This window comes from Konateibacter massiliensis, assembly GCF_900184995.1.
GTDB lineage: Bacteria > Bacillota > Clostridia > Lachnospirales > Lachnospiraceae > Lachnotalea > Lachnotalea massiliensis.
In genome coordinates, this window is sequence record NZ_LT860098.1 from 879,589 (window position 1) to 896,901 (window position 17,313).

The window sequence follows — 17,313 nt, forward strand, 5'->3', positions numbered from 1 at the left end:
ATGAAGAAATTAATAAAAAGAACAACTCTTATAACGATGCTCACTACTTTGGCAGTATTTTTTACTGGCTGCTCCTCTCTTGATGTTGTCAGCCAAGATTCTGTTTCTTCATTTGACAAAGTATTAAGCGCCATTCCAGATTCCGTTACCGCTGATGAAGCAATCGGTGGCTGGTCATTATCTGCACCGGACAACAGCGTACGTTTTCTGTGGAGTCAGGATTACAGCCAAAGCCCGTCCTTCGACATTATGCTTGAGGTTGATGCAGAACCCTTTTTAAATGCAGGACTAGACCCCGAAAAGCTGCCGGATAACTATATCTTTTCTGATAATAAGCTGATAGTCGGAACAAAATTAGGGGATGATAAGTTAGTTTATAAAGATGCTGCCACCCCTATTGCCTCCTATGAACAGATTGTAACCAACTACGGGAAATCAGTTGGGTATCACACAGCAATGGACCATTATAATGTAAGTCTTGGTGATGGCAATATGTTCGAATGGGCAAAGGATATGGATACAAGCTCCGTTACAAAAGAAACGCAGGATAAGGATATTGTTTTTGTGTTAAATCCCGAACCTTTGATCGCTGCCGGTGTTGCCCCTGAACAGGTAGAGGGCTGGTCTTATGCGACAGTCAGTGTAGAAATTAACGGCAAGGCAACAGACGTATACAAATTTTTGAAGCCTTTTGATTTACAGTAATTTTATAAAACTGCTGCCAAGCGGCATTTTAAATAAACAATTTTAAATATACAAAGAATATGGAGGAATTTATAATGGAAAAATCAATTATTAATGTAGAAGGAATGTCATGTGAACATTGTGTAAAGGCTGTAAATGGTGCCGTTAGCGCATTAGCAGGTGTTCAGAACGTTTCAGTAGACTTGGACTCTAAGACGGTTACCGTAGAATATGATGCCGCTCAAAGCTCCTTAGAGCAAATTAAGGCTGAGATTGAAGATCAGGGCTATGATGTAGTCTAAAAGCATGAATAAAAGCAGCAAAAATATTCTCGTCGTAGATGACGAGCCAAAAATTTTAGATGTTGTATGCTCCCTTTTGGAGAGTAAAGGGCATCACGCCCTGCCTGCGGAAACAGGCAAAAAAGCCTTGGAGATGTTTGACGCAGAAAACATCTCCCTTGTGCTTTTGGATTTAATGCTTCCTGACATATCCGGTGAAACAGTATGTCAGGCAATCCGCAAGAAATCGCGTATTCCGATTATTATGCTCACCGCCAAGGCGGATGAGGAACATATTGTAAATGGTCTTGGGCTTGGAGCCGATGACTATATCACAAAGCCCTTCGGTCTCAAGGAGCTGTATGCCAGAGTGGAAGCAGTTCTTAGAAGAACGGGGGATGATTTGATTCCCCTCACCGCTAAAAACTCTTGGGGAAGCGGAGATTTAATTATTGATTTCGAGAAAAATATGCTGCAAAAAAAGGGAATCTCCCTTACGCTCACTCCCAGTGAGTGGAAAATTCTCTCTGCGCTTGTAAAATATCCGGGCAAGGTGTTTACACGCGAAGAGCTGATTGAGATTGCTCTTGGCAGTGATTTTGAGGGCTACGACAGAGCCATCGACAGCCATATTAAAAATATCCGGCAAAAGCTGGAGGACGATCCTCGAAATCCGGCTTATGTCATAACCGTTCATGGTCTGGGCTATAAATTTGGAGGTGAATAGCAGATGAAAACACTTCGTTCCCAACTATCCCTCTCCATTATGCTCGTCGTTCTCGTCACTGTGGTACTGATTAGTCTTCTCTCTAATATTACAGTCAACAGACAGTTCGAAGAATATATTACAAATCAAAAGCAGACAAGAAGTGAATACATTGTCCATGATTTAAGCAGTCAGTATAATACCGATACCCAAACATGGGACAGCAATTACCTTCACACCATCGGCATGTACTCCCTCTATGACGGATATTTGCTGACCGTCTATGACAATTCTGGTACCGCCATCTGGGATGCGGAAAGCCATGATATGACATTATGTCATCAAATTATGGATGAAATCACAGAGCGAATGAGCCACCGAAAAAGTCAAGGCGGCTTTACAGCTCATACTTATGACCTGACGCAAAACAATGAAAGGGTAGGCTTGGTCTCTGTGAAATATTACGGACCTTATTTTTACAGTGAGAATGACTTTGAATTTATTAACACCTTTAATACGGTTTTAATTATCATAGGCATTATCTCTTGTATTTTTTCCCTCATTGTCGGCTGGCTTCTCGCAAGCCGGATTTCCCGCCCTATTGTTAAAACTGCGGAGATTGCCGAGCATATCGCGGAAGGAAATTACAATATACGCTTTGAAGGCAACACAAAAGCCAAAGAGTTAAGTCATCTTGTTTCCACAATAAACTGTCTTGCCACAGACCTTGAAGCACAGGAAAATCTGCGAAAACAGCTAACGACCAACGTTGCACATGAGCTTCGTACTCCTCTCACCGCAATTCGCTCTCACCTCGAGGCAATGATAGAGGGAATCTGGGAAACAACTCCGGAAAGACTTACCGGCTGTCTGGAGGAGGTAACAAGATTAAGCAGTCTCGTTGCAGATTTGGAGCGGCTTGCAAAGGTGGAAGGCGATAATTTAAATTTAAAGCAATCTGATATGGATATTTTGGAAGCAGTAAAAATTATCGCCGGCAATTTCTCGGCGGAGGCAGAAAAAAAAGGAATTACGCTGACTATTGAAGGCACACCCTCCATTGTATACGCAGACAAGGACAGAATCAGTCAGGTTATTACGAACCTATTGTCCAATGCGATTAAATATACGCCTGAAGGCGGTCGCGTGAGCCTAAAGGTCAAGGATAGCGAAACCAGCGGCAGCCTTAGTGTGAAGGATACCGGAATTGGTATCTCAAAAGAGGATACCGCTCTTATCTTTGAACGCTTTTACCGGACCGATAAATCACGTAATCGAAAGACCGGAGGCGCCGGAATCGGTCTTACCATTGCAAGATCGATTGTTCATGCGCATGGCGGCAGCATTTTTGTTGAAAGTGTAGAAAATGAAGGTAGTGTTTTTACCGTTGTATTACCCAAGAGCACGAAGCAGTAAGAATGCAGAAATCATCTTCCACTTGCATCTGTAGGCATAAAAAATCAAACAAGGAAATTTTTGTACTTTTATTTCCATGTTTGATTTTTTTATAATATCTGAATTTCATACTTATATTTATCACTTCGATAGATAGCCTCTGTATATTCAATCGGTACCTGATCGCCTATATAGGCAATTTTTTTAAACTTTAATGCCAACTGACTTTCCGGTTGATTCAAAAGCTCCGTCTCAAATTCATTCAATATTTTAGGCTCTATGGTTTCCTTCGCACTGCTTAGTTCATATCCATATTTTTCTCGAAATATTTTATAAAGGGACTGTCCAAAAATTGTCTCGACCGACATATCCACGAACCGGTGTCTGGCAAGCCAAACGGTTTCTATGGCAATGGGTTCATTGTCAATGAGCCTTAACCGCTTTATTGTAATGACATATTCCTTATCCTCTGGCAGGTCAAGAATTTCTTTAATTTGATGTGTCGCTTTTTTTATATCAAAGGAAATTATCTTAGAGCTGGTAACATGCCCCTTGCTTTCCATCTCCTCCGAAAAACCTATCAACTGAGATAACTTCTTATACTGCTTTGGCCTGGCAACAAAAGTACCTCTGCCCTGCTCCCTGTATAAAATACCGTCATTGACCAATTCCATGATTGCTTTATTCACGGTCATTCTGCTTACTCCCTGAATTTTACAGATTTCTCGTTCCGGCGGAATGGCATCCCCCGGTTTTAATTGCTCGTTTTCTATCATATTCAGTATACTGTCTTTTATTTGATAATATAGCGGAAATCCATTTTCCTTTAAAACCTTATTCAATCGTTGTCATTCCTTTCATTGGATTTCTTATTGACTCTTATTTTACTCTCTCTGTCAAAAATATTCAATAACGCTTTTCCCATACTTCTGTGTATTAATTGCTGCAATAAAACCCAAAGGCTAAATTATAACAAAACGCAATTCAAATGCTTGAAACAACTATATGGTGTATACCATTTTTTTATGATTATACTTTATCCTTTATATAATCTCAAGTATTTTTACTATATTATTTTTACTTTTTCCTTTTTATTCGATATATTGTACCTATTATAGGATTGTTTGTTTTATAAAACATATACCAATTTATTAAATGGTATAATAAAAATTTAAAATATATATTTACACTTGGTATATTATTATATATAATAAAGATAAACATTAACTTCAACAAAAATAAAGGAGAGTGTACTATTGTGATTAAACTTATTAAAGCACGCGATTATGACGATATTAGCAGAAAGGCAGCCAATATTTTATCTGCTCAGGTTATTTTAAAACCGGATTCGGTTTTAGGTCTTGCCACCGGGTCTACCCCAATTGGTATATACAACAAGCTTGTGGATTGGTATAAGAAGGGTGATTTAGATTTTTCGCAGGTTCGTACTGTAAATCTCGATGAATACTGCGGTCTGTCTAAGGACAATGATCAAAGCTATTATTATTTTATGAATCATCATTTGTTTTATCATGTAAATATTGATTTGAAAAATACCAATTTTCCAAACGGCATGGAAGCGGATGCTAACAAGGAATGTACCCGCTATAATCAAATTATAGAAGATATGGGTGGTATCGATATGCAGCTTCTTGGGATTGGCACCAACGGGCATATCGGATTTAATGAACCCAATGATACCTTTATTCCGAGCACCCACCAAATAACTCTTTCTCAGGAGACCATAAACGCAAATTCACGTTTTTTCAGTTCTATGGAAGAGGTTCCAACACAGGCTTATACCATGGGTGTTGGTCACATTATGAATGCAAAGAAAATATTAATGGCTGTAAGCGGAGAAAATAAGGCTCAGATATTAAAAGAGGTTTTAACCGGACCGGTAACACCTTTCATACCTGCCACCATTCTTCAATTTCACCATGACGTTACAATTGTTGCGGACGAAGCTGCTTTATCCGCTTTAGAGTAAAATCAGACTGGAGGAAACACTATGCTTATAAAAAATGGTTTTGTATTTCAAGAAAACTCCACTTTTCAGAAAACTGATATCGCCATAAACGAAGAATTATTGGCAGATGTTTCTACGGATGGTAAAGAAATAGATGCCTCCGGACTTTATGTTATTCCGGGTCTTATCGACATTCACTTTCATGGCTGCGTAGGCTATGACTTTTGTGACGGGACCTCAGAGGCATTAAAAAACATTGCTGAGTATGAGGCAAAATGCGGCATTACCTCCATTATCCCCGCAAGTCTTGCCCTGAATGATGAAAACTTAGAGAAAATCTTTGAAAATGCACATAACTACAATAACGAAAGCGGTGCCATGCTGATGGGTATCCATATGGAGGGACCTTACCTTGCTCCCGCTAAAAAAGGAGCCCACAATGAAGCTTATTTAAAGACACCTTTTGTCACTCATTTTAACTCCTTAAATGAAAAGTCAGGAAACATGATTAAAATCTTATCTCTGGCACCTGAACTGGATGGTGCTTTGGATGCCATTGAGGAATTAAAGTCTAAAGTCGTACTTTCTTTAGCCCACACTACCGCCGGATATGAGCTGGCAATGGAAGCCTTCCAAAAAGGTGCAAGCCATGTAACGCATTTATACAATGCCATGCTTCCTTTTTCCCACAGAGAACCCGGTCTGGTCGGCGCTGCCTTTGATACGCCTGACTCCAAGGTGGAATTAATCAGCGACGGAATCCATGTATCTCCCCCTGTAATACGTGCCACCTTTAAAATGTTTGGCAGGGACCGTATTGTCCTAATCAGCGACAGCATGCGTGCCACAGGGTTGGAAAACGGTGAATATACACTGGGTGATTTGGCTGTTACCGTAAAAGACAATAAAGCAACCTTACATGACGGTACCATTGCCGGCTCCGCAACAAATCTTATGGATTGCATGAAAAAAGCAGTGTCCTTTGGTATTCCTCTTGAGGATGCCGTTACCTGTGCCACCATAAATCCCGCAAAGCAAACAAAAATCTATGATAAAGTGGGAAGTATAACCACCGGAAAATATGCTAACTTAGTCTTATTGGATAAAGATCTTAATGTTGTCTCTGTTATCCTAAGGGGAAATGTTATATAGTATTTAAAACAAAGCAAACAAGTCTCTCACTCAGGAGAGGCTTGTTTGTTTTGTTGCGCCAAATGCAGTCACGTAGTGACATCTTCCATCTGCATTTGTGCGCATATTGGCACGAAGTGCCTTTTGTATCATAGGAAATTCGAAAGAATTTCCTATGATACAAAAATAAAGCCGTTGCTTTCGCAACGGCCCTTTTTTTATTATTCAAATTTATTTTAATCCACGCGTCTTGCTTCGAATACCTACCACAAACGTTACCTATACAGTTAACTCGGCTCAGGCGACCTTGCGGCACACAGAAGGTTCTACTTAGTGCTGCTCCATTCCTGACCTGACACATTTCATAGATTCCTGTTGCGCAAGACCCAAACGTCAACATCACTTATATAGGGCAGCTCTGCAGTAGAATACCCTAGGCAAAACATCACTCCTGCTATAGCGGATTGCAGGTACAGGGCACCGCTAACTCCCCAGCTGCGTGGAAACTTTATAACATATTTAATTGGTTCCAAGGGTTTAATTATATCGTTCTTTTCAGTGATTGTCAATGTTTTTGGCGAAGTTTCATTGCTTAGACACAGAAGCTTCCTCGTTGCAATCCGGACTGCAATGTGCCGTATCATCAGGCTGCAGTGCTTTCTCCTTTTTCTTCCTCCTGAGTTTACCAAAAAACTCCTTCAGAATCTGACTGCATTCCTCCTGAAGCACATCATACTCAATTTCCACCTGATGGTTGAATTCCTGCATTTGCAGCAAATTAAGAATAGAACCGGCACAACCCGCTTTGGCATTCATGCTCCCGATTACTACCTTGTCAATTCTAGACTGTACAATCGCTCCCGCACACATTTGACACGGCTCCAGTGTTACATAGAGTGTACAGCCCTCAAGCCGCCAGTCCCCAAGCTTTTTGCTTGCCTTATGAATCGCCGTCAGCTCTGCGTGGGCAAGAGTATTTTTGTTTGTATTTCTTTTATTGTACCCTCTCGCTATAATTTTATCCTGATAAGTTATCACACAGCCAATCGGTACCTCATCTATCGCATAGGCTTTCTTCGCCTGTTTTAAAGCTTCCTTCATATATTTTTCACTATCCGTCATTGCTTCCTCCAAATACCGTTCGCCTTCACAAAATTTTGTGTTTACTATTCTTTTCTTATTTTATTTGCGTTATAATTATGATGTTGGAGTCAAATAGTATTTTGACTCCTGATACTTACGGATTGTTACGCACTTTGTGCTCCCACAATCCTAAAAACATGAGAAATCCGCCCTGTTCGGGCTACTTTCTCATGTTTTGCAGGTCCCAAAGTCATGTTTTTTCATGCTAGCATGAAAAACATGACCTTTTGACCTTGGTATCATGATACAATTCTAACATACGAAGGAGACATTGTGCAAATACATGGTTTTAATAAAACAACTTTATTAGATTATCCGGGGCATCTTGCCTGTACAATCTTTTTAGGAAACTGTAATTTTCGCTGCCCGTTTTGCCATAATAAGGGGCTTGTTTTAGCGCCCGACAACGAACCTCTTATTCCTACCGAGTATGTTTTAAGCTATCTTGCAAAACGGAAAAATATTTTGGAGGGCGTCTGCATTACCGGCGGAGAACCAACATTATCTTCTGATTTGGAATATTTTATCCGTCAGATAAAGGAAATCGGTCTTCTTGTTAAATTGGATACCAATGGCTACCGCCCTAATGTTCTTCGAAAGCTTACAGACGAAGGGCTGCTAGACTATATTGCAATGGATATCAAATCCTCACCTCAGCACTATGCACTTCTTGCAGGATTAGAGACAATTGACATGAATAAAATTGAGGAGTCCATACATATTATTAGGAATACAGCCATTTCTTATGAGTTTCGAACGACCTTGGTAAAAGAGCTTCACTCTCTGAAGGATATCGAAGCAATCGGACAGTGGCTTAAAGGCTGCGACCAGCTTTATCTTCAAAATTACAGGGAAAATGAGCATGTAATCAATCCGATTTACTCGGGCTTTTCCAAGGACGAATTGCTTGTCTTCCAAGAATATTTATCTCGCTATATAAAGCAGGTTCAAATCAGAGGTATAGATTAAAGGGGAAATCTTATGTTAACTTATCATGAAACAGACAGACTTATTTTAAGAATACTAAACACTGGTTACGCCCAGCAGGTTTTAGATTTCTATGCAAAAAATATGGAAATCTTTGAGCCTTACGAGCCTATCAGACCTGAACATTTTTATACAAAAGCTTATCAAAAAGCACTTTTGTCTGCAGAATACAGTTCTATGGCAAAAATGCAGAGCGTGCGGTTCTGGGTTTTCAAAAAAGAAGATCCCGATAAAATTATCGGAACCGTATCTTTTTCTAATATTCAGTCCTATATTTATTCAAGCTGCAACATCGGCTATAAGTTTGATAAGGAATATCACCATCAGGGATTTGCGCTTGAAGCCTTGCAAAAATTGATTAAAATTATTTTTGAGGAATGTGAACTTCATCGCATCAATGCTTATATATTACCTAGCAATCTTGCCTCCAAGGCACTGATTGAGCGCGCCGGCTTTTCCTTTGAGGGAATTGCCCGAAAAAACATCTACATACAAAACAGCTGGGAGGATCACGAGCAATATTCCCTCTTACATGAGGATTTATAAGTACTAATCCGTTATATATTTATACCAATAACCAAATCTTCCTGTTTTATATTCGGATACCTGTGCCGGTTTGAAATCATTAAATCCAAACAGTCCGGCAACCAACTTTTCTTTGTTGCAGAAAATTCCGGGCACACCAATGATAAAGCGATCTTTTACTTTTCCCAATATCAGATACTGGTAATTGTAAAATCCATGAAGCACAAAACTGTTGCTGCTCAATATCCACTGTTGCTTTGGAAGAATTCTCAAATCCTTTAATTCAATTCTAATGCACTGTATATCCCGCTCCGGGAACGGGCTGATATTTTTATATTCCGATACTAACCTGTTCCAGTTTTCACTTAGATTACTTTCCGGCTCTTCCATTGGTTCTGATTCCGGCTCCGGTTTTGTTTCTGGGTTTGCTTCTGGATTCTCTTTTTCCCAATCCTTTTTGTAAGGCTTCTCCTCTACTGGAAGAAACGAAGCACCTTTTTCTACTTTCGGCTCGACAACCAGTTGTTTTCTCTGTGCCTCCTGTTTAACCAGAGACGGCTCTTCCTTTTCCTCCATAGACATTGCTTCCAGCTGTTCTTCCTGATTCCTTCTGTCGGCAAAGAAGTTTATGACATTGCTAGGCTTATGAGCCTTTTCCTCCTGATATTCCTGAAAACTCTCAATTGTAGCAGTCGTATCCTTCCAAAACGTTGCATATTTTTTATTACCCGAGGATATAACGGCTAGGCCCTTTACATCTGTAAAGCACTTTGATGTATGATTGATATTCTCCGAATGTCCTGTCATTTGAAAATCTGCATTTGTACCCTTTCCTTTCAGCTCCCCTGCGTACAGACCAAGCAGCTCTTTTCCTTCCTCTACAAGCAGATAAACTGTCCACTTCTCATAATAAGTATTAAATATTCCTTTTAAATTCATTTTTATCCTGAGAACATTATTTCTGCACTCTATTTTTGCAAATCCTGAGTTTTTTACTTTGACACCCCTATCATATAAATATATGTATGATACAAATCGTTGGTATTCCGCCACGGACTTGCCCTCCTAATTTCATTATATAGGTATTATATTCTAAGTGCTTGTCAAAAATGAATGAAACGAAAAACCGACTATTGTTTCATGAATTCAGGGCGTAGAAAATATTGAAAGTGCTCCTTGTTTACGTCAAGGAGCACTTCATTTTTAAAGTCTGTATTTTATTTTATATTACCTTCACAATGCTCAGTGATTTATCTTTCGATAAATCGATAAAATCGTTTTCTGTTTTTACAAACGGCCTTGATAAAGAGTTTTTATTTAACATAATAACACTTCCAACCACACCATTGTTCAAAAGAACATTATTACCTATGTAAGATTGCGCTATCATCTCCATGAGAGGAAGAATATACTTTGGCTCATAATGCTGCAAGGCATTGTTTTCAAATTCTCCGATTACTGTGAACGGGCAGATTGCTTCCCGATAACAGCGGCTTGCTGTCATTGCCTCATACGCATCCGCAATTGAAACAATTTTAGCAAACTCTTCTATCTGATCACCCTTAAGCTTGTTCGGATAGCCGGAACCATCACATTTTTCATGGTGCATCAATGCCGCCATAATAGCTCTTTGGTCTAAATTTTTTCCTTTTAGGATTTCATAACCAAACTCCGCATGCTTCTTCACTATCTCATACTCATCCGGGGTAAGTTTTCCTTTTTTACATATGATTTCCTTCGGTATCTTCACTTTTCCGATATCGTGGAAAAAGCCTGCCATTTTAAGTGCATCCACATCACTTTGCGGCATTTTAAGCCATTCGCCAAACACCTTGCAAATAAGAGCGACACTCATAGAATGAGCATAGGTCAAATCGTCCAACTCTCTCATACAGTGGAGCATATCAAAAATAAAGATTCCGTTATTACTTACCTTTGCAACCCGGTCTATCATAGAGTCAACCAGAGCACTGTTGATTTCTTCCGCCCGAAATGCAATGTCGTCCATCATTTTTTCTGTTACTTTAAGTGAATCATTGAATGCCTTGTAAAATTCCTTGAAGCTTTCCGATTGCTTCATCTTTTCTGATGCCGTAGGAGCAGAACCTTCCTCAATTTCTTCCGGCACTTCCTCTGTCGCTTTCGCCGCCGTTTTGATATATATCTCTCTGATATGGTAAGATTCCAGCAGTCTGATACCACGAGCCGTGAGTACCGTATTTGCTGAAACAATGAGTTCATCAAACGGTGTGTAAACATCTTTTGCCACTATCATATTTGGCTTCAAATCTCTTACTTTTATTATTTTCATCATTCGCCCTACCCCTCGCTGGTTAACATAAGAAAGCGTAAGCTCTTCTCACACTTCGCGCCCGAGCGGGTTGCAAATCAACTACTTCCTCTCCGCGAAGTGCGCTTAATTGTTTTTATCTCATAGGAAACTCGAAGACATTTTCTATGACATAAAAAATCACTTCGTAATTGGCTTATAACTCTTATTTCGTATTATAACTTAGTATAGTATAAAATATTGCATTTTTCAACTTTTTACCATTTAGTTTATACTTTTTACAGATTTTTAAGACTATCTGCCAATTCAGCAAACTGTGAAAGCGTGAGTGCCTCCCCGCGAATGTTCGAAGATAATCCCATTCCCTCCAAACAGGAAGTAATCTCCTCTTTACTATAATTGATATTCGGTGCGTTGTTAAGCCCGTTTACCAACGTTTTACGCCTCTGATTGAAGGAAGCTCTGATTAACCCAAACATTAGATTTTCATCCTTCACCTGAACCGGCGCCTCCTTATGACTCGTAAGCCGGATAACGGCAGAGCCAACGTTTGGCCTTGGCATAAAACAGTTAGGCGGCACATTTGCCACAATATACGGTTCGCAATAGTACTGAACCGCAAGGGAAAGTGCCCCGTAATTTTTACTTCCGGGCAGTGCCTGCATTCTCTCTGCGACCTCTTTTTGCACCATAATCGTAATACTCTCTATCGGCACATGGTTTTCAAATAATCCCATGATAATCGGCGTTGTAATATAATAAGGCAGGTTCGCGACAACCTTGATCGGCTTTCCTTCATTCTCTTTCTCAACAAGTTCATTTAAATTAAGCTTCAAAACATCCTGATTGATAACGGCCACATTGTCATACTCTCTCAGGGTATCCTCCAAAATCGGAATCAGCATTTTGTCAATTTCCACCGCAACCACTTTTCTTGCATTCTCCGCAAGATACTGTGTCATTGTTCCGATACCCGGTCCGATTTCCAGAACGAAATCTTCCTTCGTAATATCGGCAGAGCGGATAATTTTATCGAGAACGTGCGTATCTATGAGAAAGTTTTGCCCAAACTTCTTCTGAAACACAAACTTATATTTATTTAGTATTTCAATTGTTTCTTTTGGATGTCCTAATGTCGCCATTCTTACCTGCTTTCTATTCGAAATAATTTCCGTGCATTGTCACGGGTAGCTCTTACTACATCATCATAACTTATATTTTTGATTGCCGCAATCTCTTTTGCAACATAGGGCAGATTCAGTGAAGAATTCCGCTTTCCCCTGTTTGGCTCAGGTGCAAGATAAGGCGCATCCGTCTCCAGTAAAATACGATCAATCGGGGCATATTCCACTACCTCTTTTAGTTTCTTGGCATTTTTAAAGGTCAGTACACCTCCGATGCCAAGATAATAGCCCATATTCAAAAATTCCCTGGCTGTCTCCTTGGAATAAGAAAAGCAGTGAATTACACCTTCTAACTCCTCTGCCTTTTCCGCTTTCATCACATCCAGTGTATCCTTCGCAGCGTCTCTGCTGTGAATGATAATGGGAAGCTTCTCTTCCTTCGCCAGTGCGAGCTGCCTTTGAAACCATTTTATCTGAATCTCTTTTCCCGGTTCCGGCCAGTAATAATCGAGCCCAATCTCTCCTACTGCGACAACCTTGTCCTCCTTACAGCATTGTTTCAGCCACTTGAAGTTTTCCTCGTTCAATTCCTCTGTCTCGCTTGGATGGACACCCACCGCACCGTAAAAAAAGGGATATTTTTTCGTAAGCTCAAGTGTGGATTTTGTGGAGGCAAGACTCGCCCCCACATTTACCACATATTCTATTTCATTTTCCTGTAAGGAGCGTATAAGCTCCTCCCTATCTTGATCAAATGCATCATCATCATAATGAGCATGACTCTCAAATATCATAACTTCCTCCATTAGCAGATTTCTGCTCCTGCCGGCATATCCTTTTCCGGTACCATGAGGCTTAAGTTTCCTTCTGCATCCTCAGCACACAAGAGCATTCCTTCTGAAAGAATTCCCGCAAGCTTTGCAGGCTTTAGGTTTGTTACCACCATAACCTTCTTTCCTACCATCTGCTCCGGTGTATAATTTGCCTTAATTCCTGATACAATCTGTCTTACTTGGCTTCCTACCTTTACCTGGGAGCAAAGTAATTTCTTGGATTTCTTTACCTCTTCACAGGCAATAATCTCACCAACCTGAAATTGCAGCTTTGCAAAATCATCATAAGTAATCTCCGGCTTTGCCTCGATATCAATGCCTTCGCTGTCTGCCTCTTCCGGTGTTGCCTCAGCTTGCCTTTGTTCCTCTGCCTTTGCCAGAACTTCCTCCAAATCAAGTCTTGCAAACAGGATTTCCGGTTTATCTGTCACCTTGTTTCCTGACGGATATAAGCCATAGCTTTCAAGCTCCTCAATCGTTCTTGCCTTCGTATTTAACTGCGCCAAAATCTTTTCCGCTGTTTCCGGCATAAAGGATGCCAGAAGGGAAGCTCCGATTGTGATGCCTTCAATCAGGTTGTAAAGTACGGTTTCCAGACGAGCCTTTTTCTCTTCATCCTTTGCCAGCGCCCAAGGAATTGTCTCATCAATATATTTGTTACATCGTTTAAACAGTGTAAATATCTCAGAAATGGCATCCGCCACTCTAAGCTTCTCCATTTTTGCCTGAACCTTCTTCGATGTCTCCAGCGCAAGTGCCTTTAATTCTTCGTCAACTGGTTCTGTCACACCTGAGTTGTTTACCGTTCCGTCAAAGTATTTATTTGACATAGAAATGGTTCTGTTTACTAAGTTTCCAAGAGTGTTTGCAAGATCAGAATTGATTCTCTCCACAAGCAGCTCCCATGACATAATTCCGTCGTTTTCAAACGGCATTTCATGGAGTACAAAATATCTCACGGCATCCACACCGAATATTTTAACCAGATTGTCAGCATAGATAACATTTCCTTTGGATTTACTCATTTTACCTTCTCCCTGCAACAGCCAAGGGTGACCGAATATCTGCTTCGGAAGCGGCAAATCGAGTGCCATCAGCATAATCGGCCAGTAAATTGTGTGGAAACGAAGAATATCTTTTCCAATCAGATGCAGCTCGGCAGGCCAATTTTTTACGAAACGCTCGTCATGGTTTCCATCCGCATCATAGCCGATTCCGGTAACATAGTTGCTTAACGCATCAAGCCATACATATACCACATGCTTATCATCAAAATCCACCGGTATTCCCCACTTAAAGGATGTTCTGGATACACATAAGTCCTGAAGTCCCGGAATTAGGAAATTGTTCATCATCTCATTTTTTCGTGATTCCGGCTGAATAAATTCAGGATGGGTGTTGATATGCTCAATCAAACGGTCGGTATAATTGCTCAATTTCAGGAAGTATGCCTCCTCCTTGGCAGGCTTGCACTCGCTGCCGCAGTCCGGACATTTTCCGTCTGTAAGCTGGGACGCTGTAAAGAATGATTCACAAGGTGTACAGTACATTCCTTCATAATGTCCCTTGTAAATATCGCCCTGCTCGTATAATTTTTTGAACATTTTCTGCACTTGTTTTTCATGATATTCGTCGGTTGTTCTCACAAATTTATCATAGGAAGTATTCATCAAATCCCAGATTCCCTTAATCTGATCAGCCACGCCATCCACGAATTCCTGTGGGGTAACGCCTGCCTCCTGTGCCTTTGCTTCAATTTTCTGTCCATGCTCATCGGTACCGGTCTGGAAAAACACATCATAACCCTCGAAGCGTTTGAAGCGCGCAATGCTGTCCGCCAATACGATTTCGTATGTGTTGCCGATATGAGGCTTACCCGATGTGTAGGCAATCGCCGTTGTCATGTAATATTTTTTCTTATCCATTTTATTTCCTCGCTTTCTTTGATAGAGAATGTGCACAGCACATAAATAATTTTTTATCTTATAGGAAGTTCGAAGAACTTTCCTATGAAATAAAAAAAGCCGTCTTCATGTATTTACACAGAAGACGACTATTCATCGCGTTACCACTTCTCTTTATCTGTTTCTCGCAAAACAGACCTCATTAAGTACTAGGGAATCCCTTATACTCTTTCGCTATAACAGGCGAATCCCTGTCGCAGCCTAACGGCAAAGCCGCTCGGTACGCCACTCAGAAGCCATCTTCAAAATGCATTCAAGTATCCCTCTCAGCGTATTGGGATTTCTCTGTAAAATGAATTACAAATTTACTCTCTTCGTCACAGTGTTTTCTTTGTATCTTTTAAGTTATCACAGTAAAATTAAGATGTCAAGGGGTTTAATGTTTTTGTCGAAATGAAACAACTATTAATTATGAAAGCCATGGAAAGTTTAATTTGCAAACTTTTCATGGCTTTCCTTTACGCACTTAAATCACATACTCAATATCATCAACCGTCTTTCTGGTCTGTGTCTTATACATTAATACACATTCTCTTTGATGCAGCTTACCAAGCTCATAATTTCCATCACCTTCACCGTTTAAAATCGAATGCAAAATTTTACGATTCATTTTCTTAGGGGAATCCGTCACCATCTTAATTCCCTTTTCCTTAAAGGGATTTTTCCGATAATAAGGATCAAAGGCATATACATACTTGTCATCCATACCGGTCAAAAGCATGTAGTGCCAGCAGCCAAGCATCACTCTTACAACTACAACGCCTCCCTGCTGCAAACACTCTGCAATGCGGCTGTTTTGTCCGAGGTAAACCTCCCTTCCTGTCACCATCTCACAGAGAATCGGCCAGCTCTTTACCTCCCCAAAATGGTTCAACCAACTTGACAGAAACATCATCGCCATACCGGTCGTGCCGTTTTTGTAGGCCTCTCCCTTGTCATTGTAGCTGTCTAAGCAATATTGCATAATTGTCTTTACCACATCCGGGTATATTTCCTCCCTAGGAAATAAATAATTTATGCCGTTTAAGATTGTGGTCGGCCCGCAATCATATTCTGTTGATTGATAACTAAGAGGATTTTTCATTTCCTATTCCTCGCTTTCCATCAGCTTTCGTATAACGTTGGTGCTCTTTACCAAGGCATCAACCGTTGTATATTCCTTGCAGGAATGTACCTGCTCCATACCGCAGGCAATCACAATTCCGTTCATTCCGTATTTTACCAGATTATTGTTGTCACTTCCACCAAAAGTTTTTGTCAAAGTTACCGGAATCTCAAGCTCTTCACAAGCCTTCTGATATCTTCTCACGACAAGACTCTCCTTATCCGTCTCATAGGCATAGCATTCTATTCTTTTTTCTAAGCGATAGGAAGCTCCCATCTCTTTCGTCACCTTAGCTGCAATCTGCTCTATTTCGTTTAGCTGCTCCTTAGCCTTCTCATGGCGGTAGCTTCTGATTTCTCCTCTTATTTTGCAATAATCGGAAACAATATTGGTAGCGGTTCCTCCTTCAATGGTTCCAAGATTTACTGTTGTCTCAGAATCCACCTGCCCTTGATTTACCTGGCCAATCACCTGAGCTGCTGCCCGAATCGCATTAATTCCCTCTTCCGGTGCAAAGCCCGCGTGAGAAGCCTTTCCGATTACTTCAAGGGTAAACGCAATCAAGGTTGGCGCCTGCAATGCCGCCGTTCCGATCGGACCGCACAAATCAAGCACATAAGCTTCTTTTGCCTTAATGATACTTGGGTCAAATACCTCGCTTCCCTTCAAGTATACCTCCTCGGCAATCGGAAGAAATACTTCGATATCGCGGTGTCGTGCATTGTTTTCCTCAAGTATGCGGACCGCCTCCAAAATCGCGGCAATTCCCGATACATCATCCGCTCCGAGCACTGTTGTTCCATCGCTGGTGATGGTACCGTCCTCCTGTATGATTGCCTTTTTATGGAAGCCCGGCATGACCGTGTCCATATGTGAGGAAAATAAAATAGGTGCTCCCTCTATATTTCCCTTTTTAAAAGCAAAAAGATTACCTGTGTCGGATTGGTAATGCTTTCCTGCCTCATCCTCCATGACCTCAAAGCCCAACTGCTCAAACTGCTCCCTTAAATAATCTGCCATTTCCCGTTCCTGAAAGGATACCGAATCAATACTTACCAGCTTTTTAAATTGTTCTGTCAGCCTTTCTATATTTACTTGATAATCGTTTATTTTCTCGCTCATTTTTACACCGCCTTTATTTTCATACTATTCATATATGAATTACTTTTTTGACTA

Annotated in this window: 17 protein-coding genes and 1 other RNA gene; 8 read left to right on the top strand and 10 right to left on the bottom strand. The window is 40.6% G+C overall.

Annotation, left to right across the window (positions count from 1 at the left end; translation table 11 throughout):
• The 4 genes from CTY48_RS05285 (at nt 1) to CTY48_RS05300 (ending at nt 3,087) form a co-directional block, all read left to right on the top strand.
• Complete coding sequence (locus CTY48_RS05285; protein ID WP_236354736.1) at nt 1–705, top strand: hypothetical protein; 705 nt, start codon at nt 1–3, stop codon at nt 703–705.
• 74 nt (nt 706–779) lie between these two features.
• Complete coding sequence (gene copZ / locus CTY48_RS05290) at nt 780–986, top strand: copper chaperone CopZ (protein WP_099467458.1); 207 nt, start codon at nt 780–782, stop codon at nt 984–986.
• Between the two features lie 4 nt (nt 987–990).
• Nucleotides 991–1,692, top strand: coding sequence for a response regulator transcription factor (locus CTY48_RS05295; RefSeq protein ID WP_099467459.1), 702 nt, complete (start codon nt 991–993; stop codon nt 1,690–1,692).
• Nucleotides 1,693–1,695: 3 nt separating this feature from the next.
• The gene (locus CTY48_RS05300) at nt 1,696–3,087 is read left to right on the top strand and encodes a HAMP domain-containing sensor histidine kinase (protein WP_099467460.1); all 1,392 of its coding nucleotides are present in this window, start codon (nt 1,696–1,698) and stop codon (nt 3,085–3,087) included.
• An 89-nt stretch (nt 3,088–3,176) separates the two neighbouring features.
• Here CTY48_RS05300 and CTY48_RS05305 read toward each other — a convergent pair whose 3' ends face one another.
• Nucleotides 3,177–3,908 (bottom strand): GntR family transcriptional regulator, encoded by a 732-nt coding sequence (locus tag CTY48_RS05305; protein WP_099467461.1) that lies wholly within the window; start codon nt 3,906–3,908, stop codon nt 3,177–3,179.
• A gap of 419 nt (nt 3,909–4,327) precedes the next feature.
• Between CTY48_RS05305 and nagB the strand changes: the two genes are divergently transcribed.
• Nucleotides 4,328–5,056: a glucosamine-6-phosphate deaminase gene (gene nagB, locus CTY48_RS05310; protein ID WP_099467525.1), complete on the top strand. Its 729-nt coding sequence runs from the start codon at nt 4,328–4,330 to the stop codon at nt 5,054–5,056.
• A 21-nt stretch (nt 5,057–5,077) separates the two neighbouring features.
• Nucleotides 5,078–6,187: an N-acetylglucosamine-6-phosphate deacetylase gene (gene nagA, locus CTY48_RS05315; RefSeq protein ID WP_099467462.1), complete on the top strand. Its 1,110-nt coding sequence runs from the start codon at nt 5,078–5,080 to the stop codon at nt 6,185–6,187.
• A 220-nt stretch (nt 6,188–6,407) separates the two neighbouring features.
• Here the strand turns inward: nagA and ffs are convergent.
• Both ffs and tadA read right to left on the bottom strand, forming a co-directional pair.
• An RNA gene (gene ffs / locus CTY48_RS05320) (signal recognition particle sRNA large type) lies at nt 6,408–6,669 on the bottom strand.
• 82 nt (nt 6,670–6,751) lie between these two features.
• The gene (tadA, locus tag CTY48_RS05325; protein WP_099467463.1) at nt 6,752–7,288 is read right to left on the bottom strand and encodes a tRNA adenosine(34) deaminase TadA; all 537 of its coding nucleotides are present in this window, start codon (nt 7,286–7,288) and stop codon (nt 6,752–6,754) included.
• A gap of 294 nt (nt 7,289–7,582) precedes the next feature.
• Here tadA and CTY48_RS05330 point away from each other — a divergent pair, with 294 nt between their 5' ends.
• A complete protein-coding gene (locus tag CTY48_RS05330) occupies nt 7,583–8,278 on the top strand; it encodes an anaerobic ribonucleoside-triphosphate reductase activating protein (RefSeq protein WP_099467464.1) in 696 nt (231 codons plus the stop codon).
• A gap of 12 nt (nt 8,279–8,290) precedes the next feature.
• Nucleotides 8,291–8,842 carry a GNAT family N-acetyltransferase gene (locus tag CTY48_RS05335; RefSeq protein WP_099467465.1) on the top strand — a complete coding sequence of 184 codons (552 nt, stop codon included), beginning with the start codon at nt 8,291–8,293 and terminating at the stop codon, nt 8,840–8,842.
• A gap of 3 nt (nt 8,843–8,845) precedes the next feature.
• On the opposite strand, the gene CTY48_RS05340 is transcribed toward CTY48_RS05335, so the two are convergent.
• The 7 genes from CTY48_RS05340 to CTY48_RS05370 form a co-directional block, all read right to left on the bottom strand.
• Nucleotides 8,846–9,760, bottom strand: coding sequence for a DUF6128 domain-containing protein (locus CTY48_RS05340; protein WP_143452693.1), 915 nt, complete (start codon nt 9,758–9,760; stop codon nt 8,846–8,848).
• Between the two features lie 283 nt (nt 9,761–10,043).
• Complete coding sequence (locus CTY48_RS05345; RefSeq protein WP_099467467.1) at nt 10,044–11,135, bottom strand: HD-GYP domain-containing protein; 1,092 nt, start codon at nt 11,133–11,135, stop codon at nt 10,044–10,046.
• Nucleotides 11,136–11,389: 254 nt separating this feature from the next.
• The gene (gene rsmA, locus CTY48_RS05350; RefSeq protein ID WP_099467468.1) at nt 11,390–12,253 is read right to left on the bottom strand and encodes a 16S rRNA (adenine(1518)-N(6)/adenine(1519)-N(6))-dimethyltransferase RsmA; all 864 of its coding nucleotides are present in this window, start codon (nt 12,251–12,253) and stop codon (nt 11,390–11,392) included.
• A 2-nt stretch (nt 12,254–12,255) separates the two neighbouring features.
• Nucleotides 12,256–13,029 carry a TatD family hydrolase gene (locus tag CTY48_RS05355; RefSeq protein ID WP_099467526.1) on the bottom strand — a complete coding sequence of 258 codons (774 nt, stop codon included), beginning with the start codon at nt 13,027–13,029 and terminating at the stop codon, nt 12,256–12,258.
• A gap of 11 nt (nt 13,030–13,040) precedes the next feature.
• Nucleotides 13,041–15,029, bottom strand: coding sequence for a methionine--tRNA ligase (metG, locus tag CTY48_RS05360; protein WP_268876704.1), 1,989 nt, complete (start codon nt 15,027–15,029; stop codon nt 13,041–13,043).
• A gap of 469 nt (nt 15,030–15,498) precedes the next feature.
• Nucleotides 15,499–16,116, bottom strand: coding sequence for a peptidase C39 (locus tag CTY48_RS05365; protein ID WP_099467470.1), 618 nt, complete (start codon nt 16,114–16,116; stop codon nt 15,499–15,501).
• Nucleotides 16,117–16,119: 3 nt separating this feature from the next.
• Nucleotides 16,120–17,259, bottom strand: a complete 1,140-nt coding sequence (locus tag CTY48_RS05370; protein WP_099467471.1) for a M20/M25/M40 family metallo-hydrolase — start codon at nt 17,257–17,259, stop codon at nt 16,120–16,122.
• Nucleotides 17,260–17,313: the final 54 nt, after the last annotated feature.

What these genes read in the sequence shown, in the direction of transcription:
- CTY48_RS05285 (WP_236354736.1), top strand. Translation starts at nt 1, where the DNA reads ATGAAGAAATTAATAAAAAGAACAACTCTTATAACGATGCTCACTACT.
- copZ (WP_099467458.1), top strand. Translation starts at nt 780, where the DNA reads ATGGAAAAATCAATTATTAATGTAGAAGGAATGTCATGTGAACATTGT.
- CTY48_RS05295 (WP_099467459.1), top strand. Translation starts at nt 991, where the DNA reads ATGAATAAAAGCAGCAAAAATATTCTCGTCGTAGATGACGAGCCAAAA.
- CTY48_RS05300 (WP_099467460.1), top strand. Translation starts at nt 1,696, where the DNA reads ATGAAAACACTTCGTTCCCAACTATCCCTCTCCATTATGCTCGTCGTT.
- nagA (WP_099467462.1), top strand. Translation starts at nt 5,078, where the DNA reads ATGCTTATAAAAAATGGTTTTGTATTTCAAGAAAACTCCACTTTTCAG.
- tadA (WP_099467463.1), bottom strand. Translation starts at nt 7,288, where the DNA reads ATGACGGATAGTGAAAAATATATGAAGGAAGCTTTAAAACAGGCGAAG.
- CTY48_RS05335 (WP_099467465.1), top strand. Translation starts at nt 8,291, where the DNA reads ATGTTAACTTATCATGAAACAGACAGACTTATTTTAAGAATACTAAAC.
- CTY48_RS05340 (WP_143452693.1), bottom strand. Translation starts at nt 9,760, where the DNA reads ATGAATTTAAAAGGAATATTTAATACTTATTATGAGAAGTGGACAGTT.
- CTY48_RS05345 (WP_099467467.1), bottom strand. Translation starts at nt 11,135, where the DNA reads ATGATGAAAATAATAAAAGTAAGAGATTTGAAGCCAAATATGATAGTG.
- rsmA (WP_099467468.1), bottom strand. Translation starts at nt 12,253, where the DNA reads ATGGCGACATTAGGACATCCAAAAGAAACAATTGAAATACTAAATAAA.
- CTY48_RS05355 (WP_099467526.1), bottom strand. Translation starts at nt 13,029, where the DNA reads ATGATATTTGAGAGTCATGCTCATTATGATGATGATGCATTTGATCAA.
- CTY48_RS05365 (WP_099467470.1), bottom strand. Translation starts at nt 16,116, where the DNA reads ATGAAAAATCCTCTTAGTTATCAATCAACAGAATATGATTGCGGGCCG.
- CTY48_RS05370 (WP_099467471.1), bottom strand. Translation starts at nt 17,259, where the DNA reads ATGAGCGAGAAAATAAACGATTATCAAGTAAATATAGAAAGGCTGACA.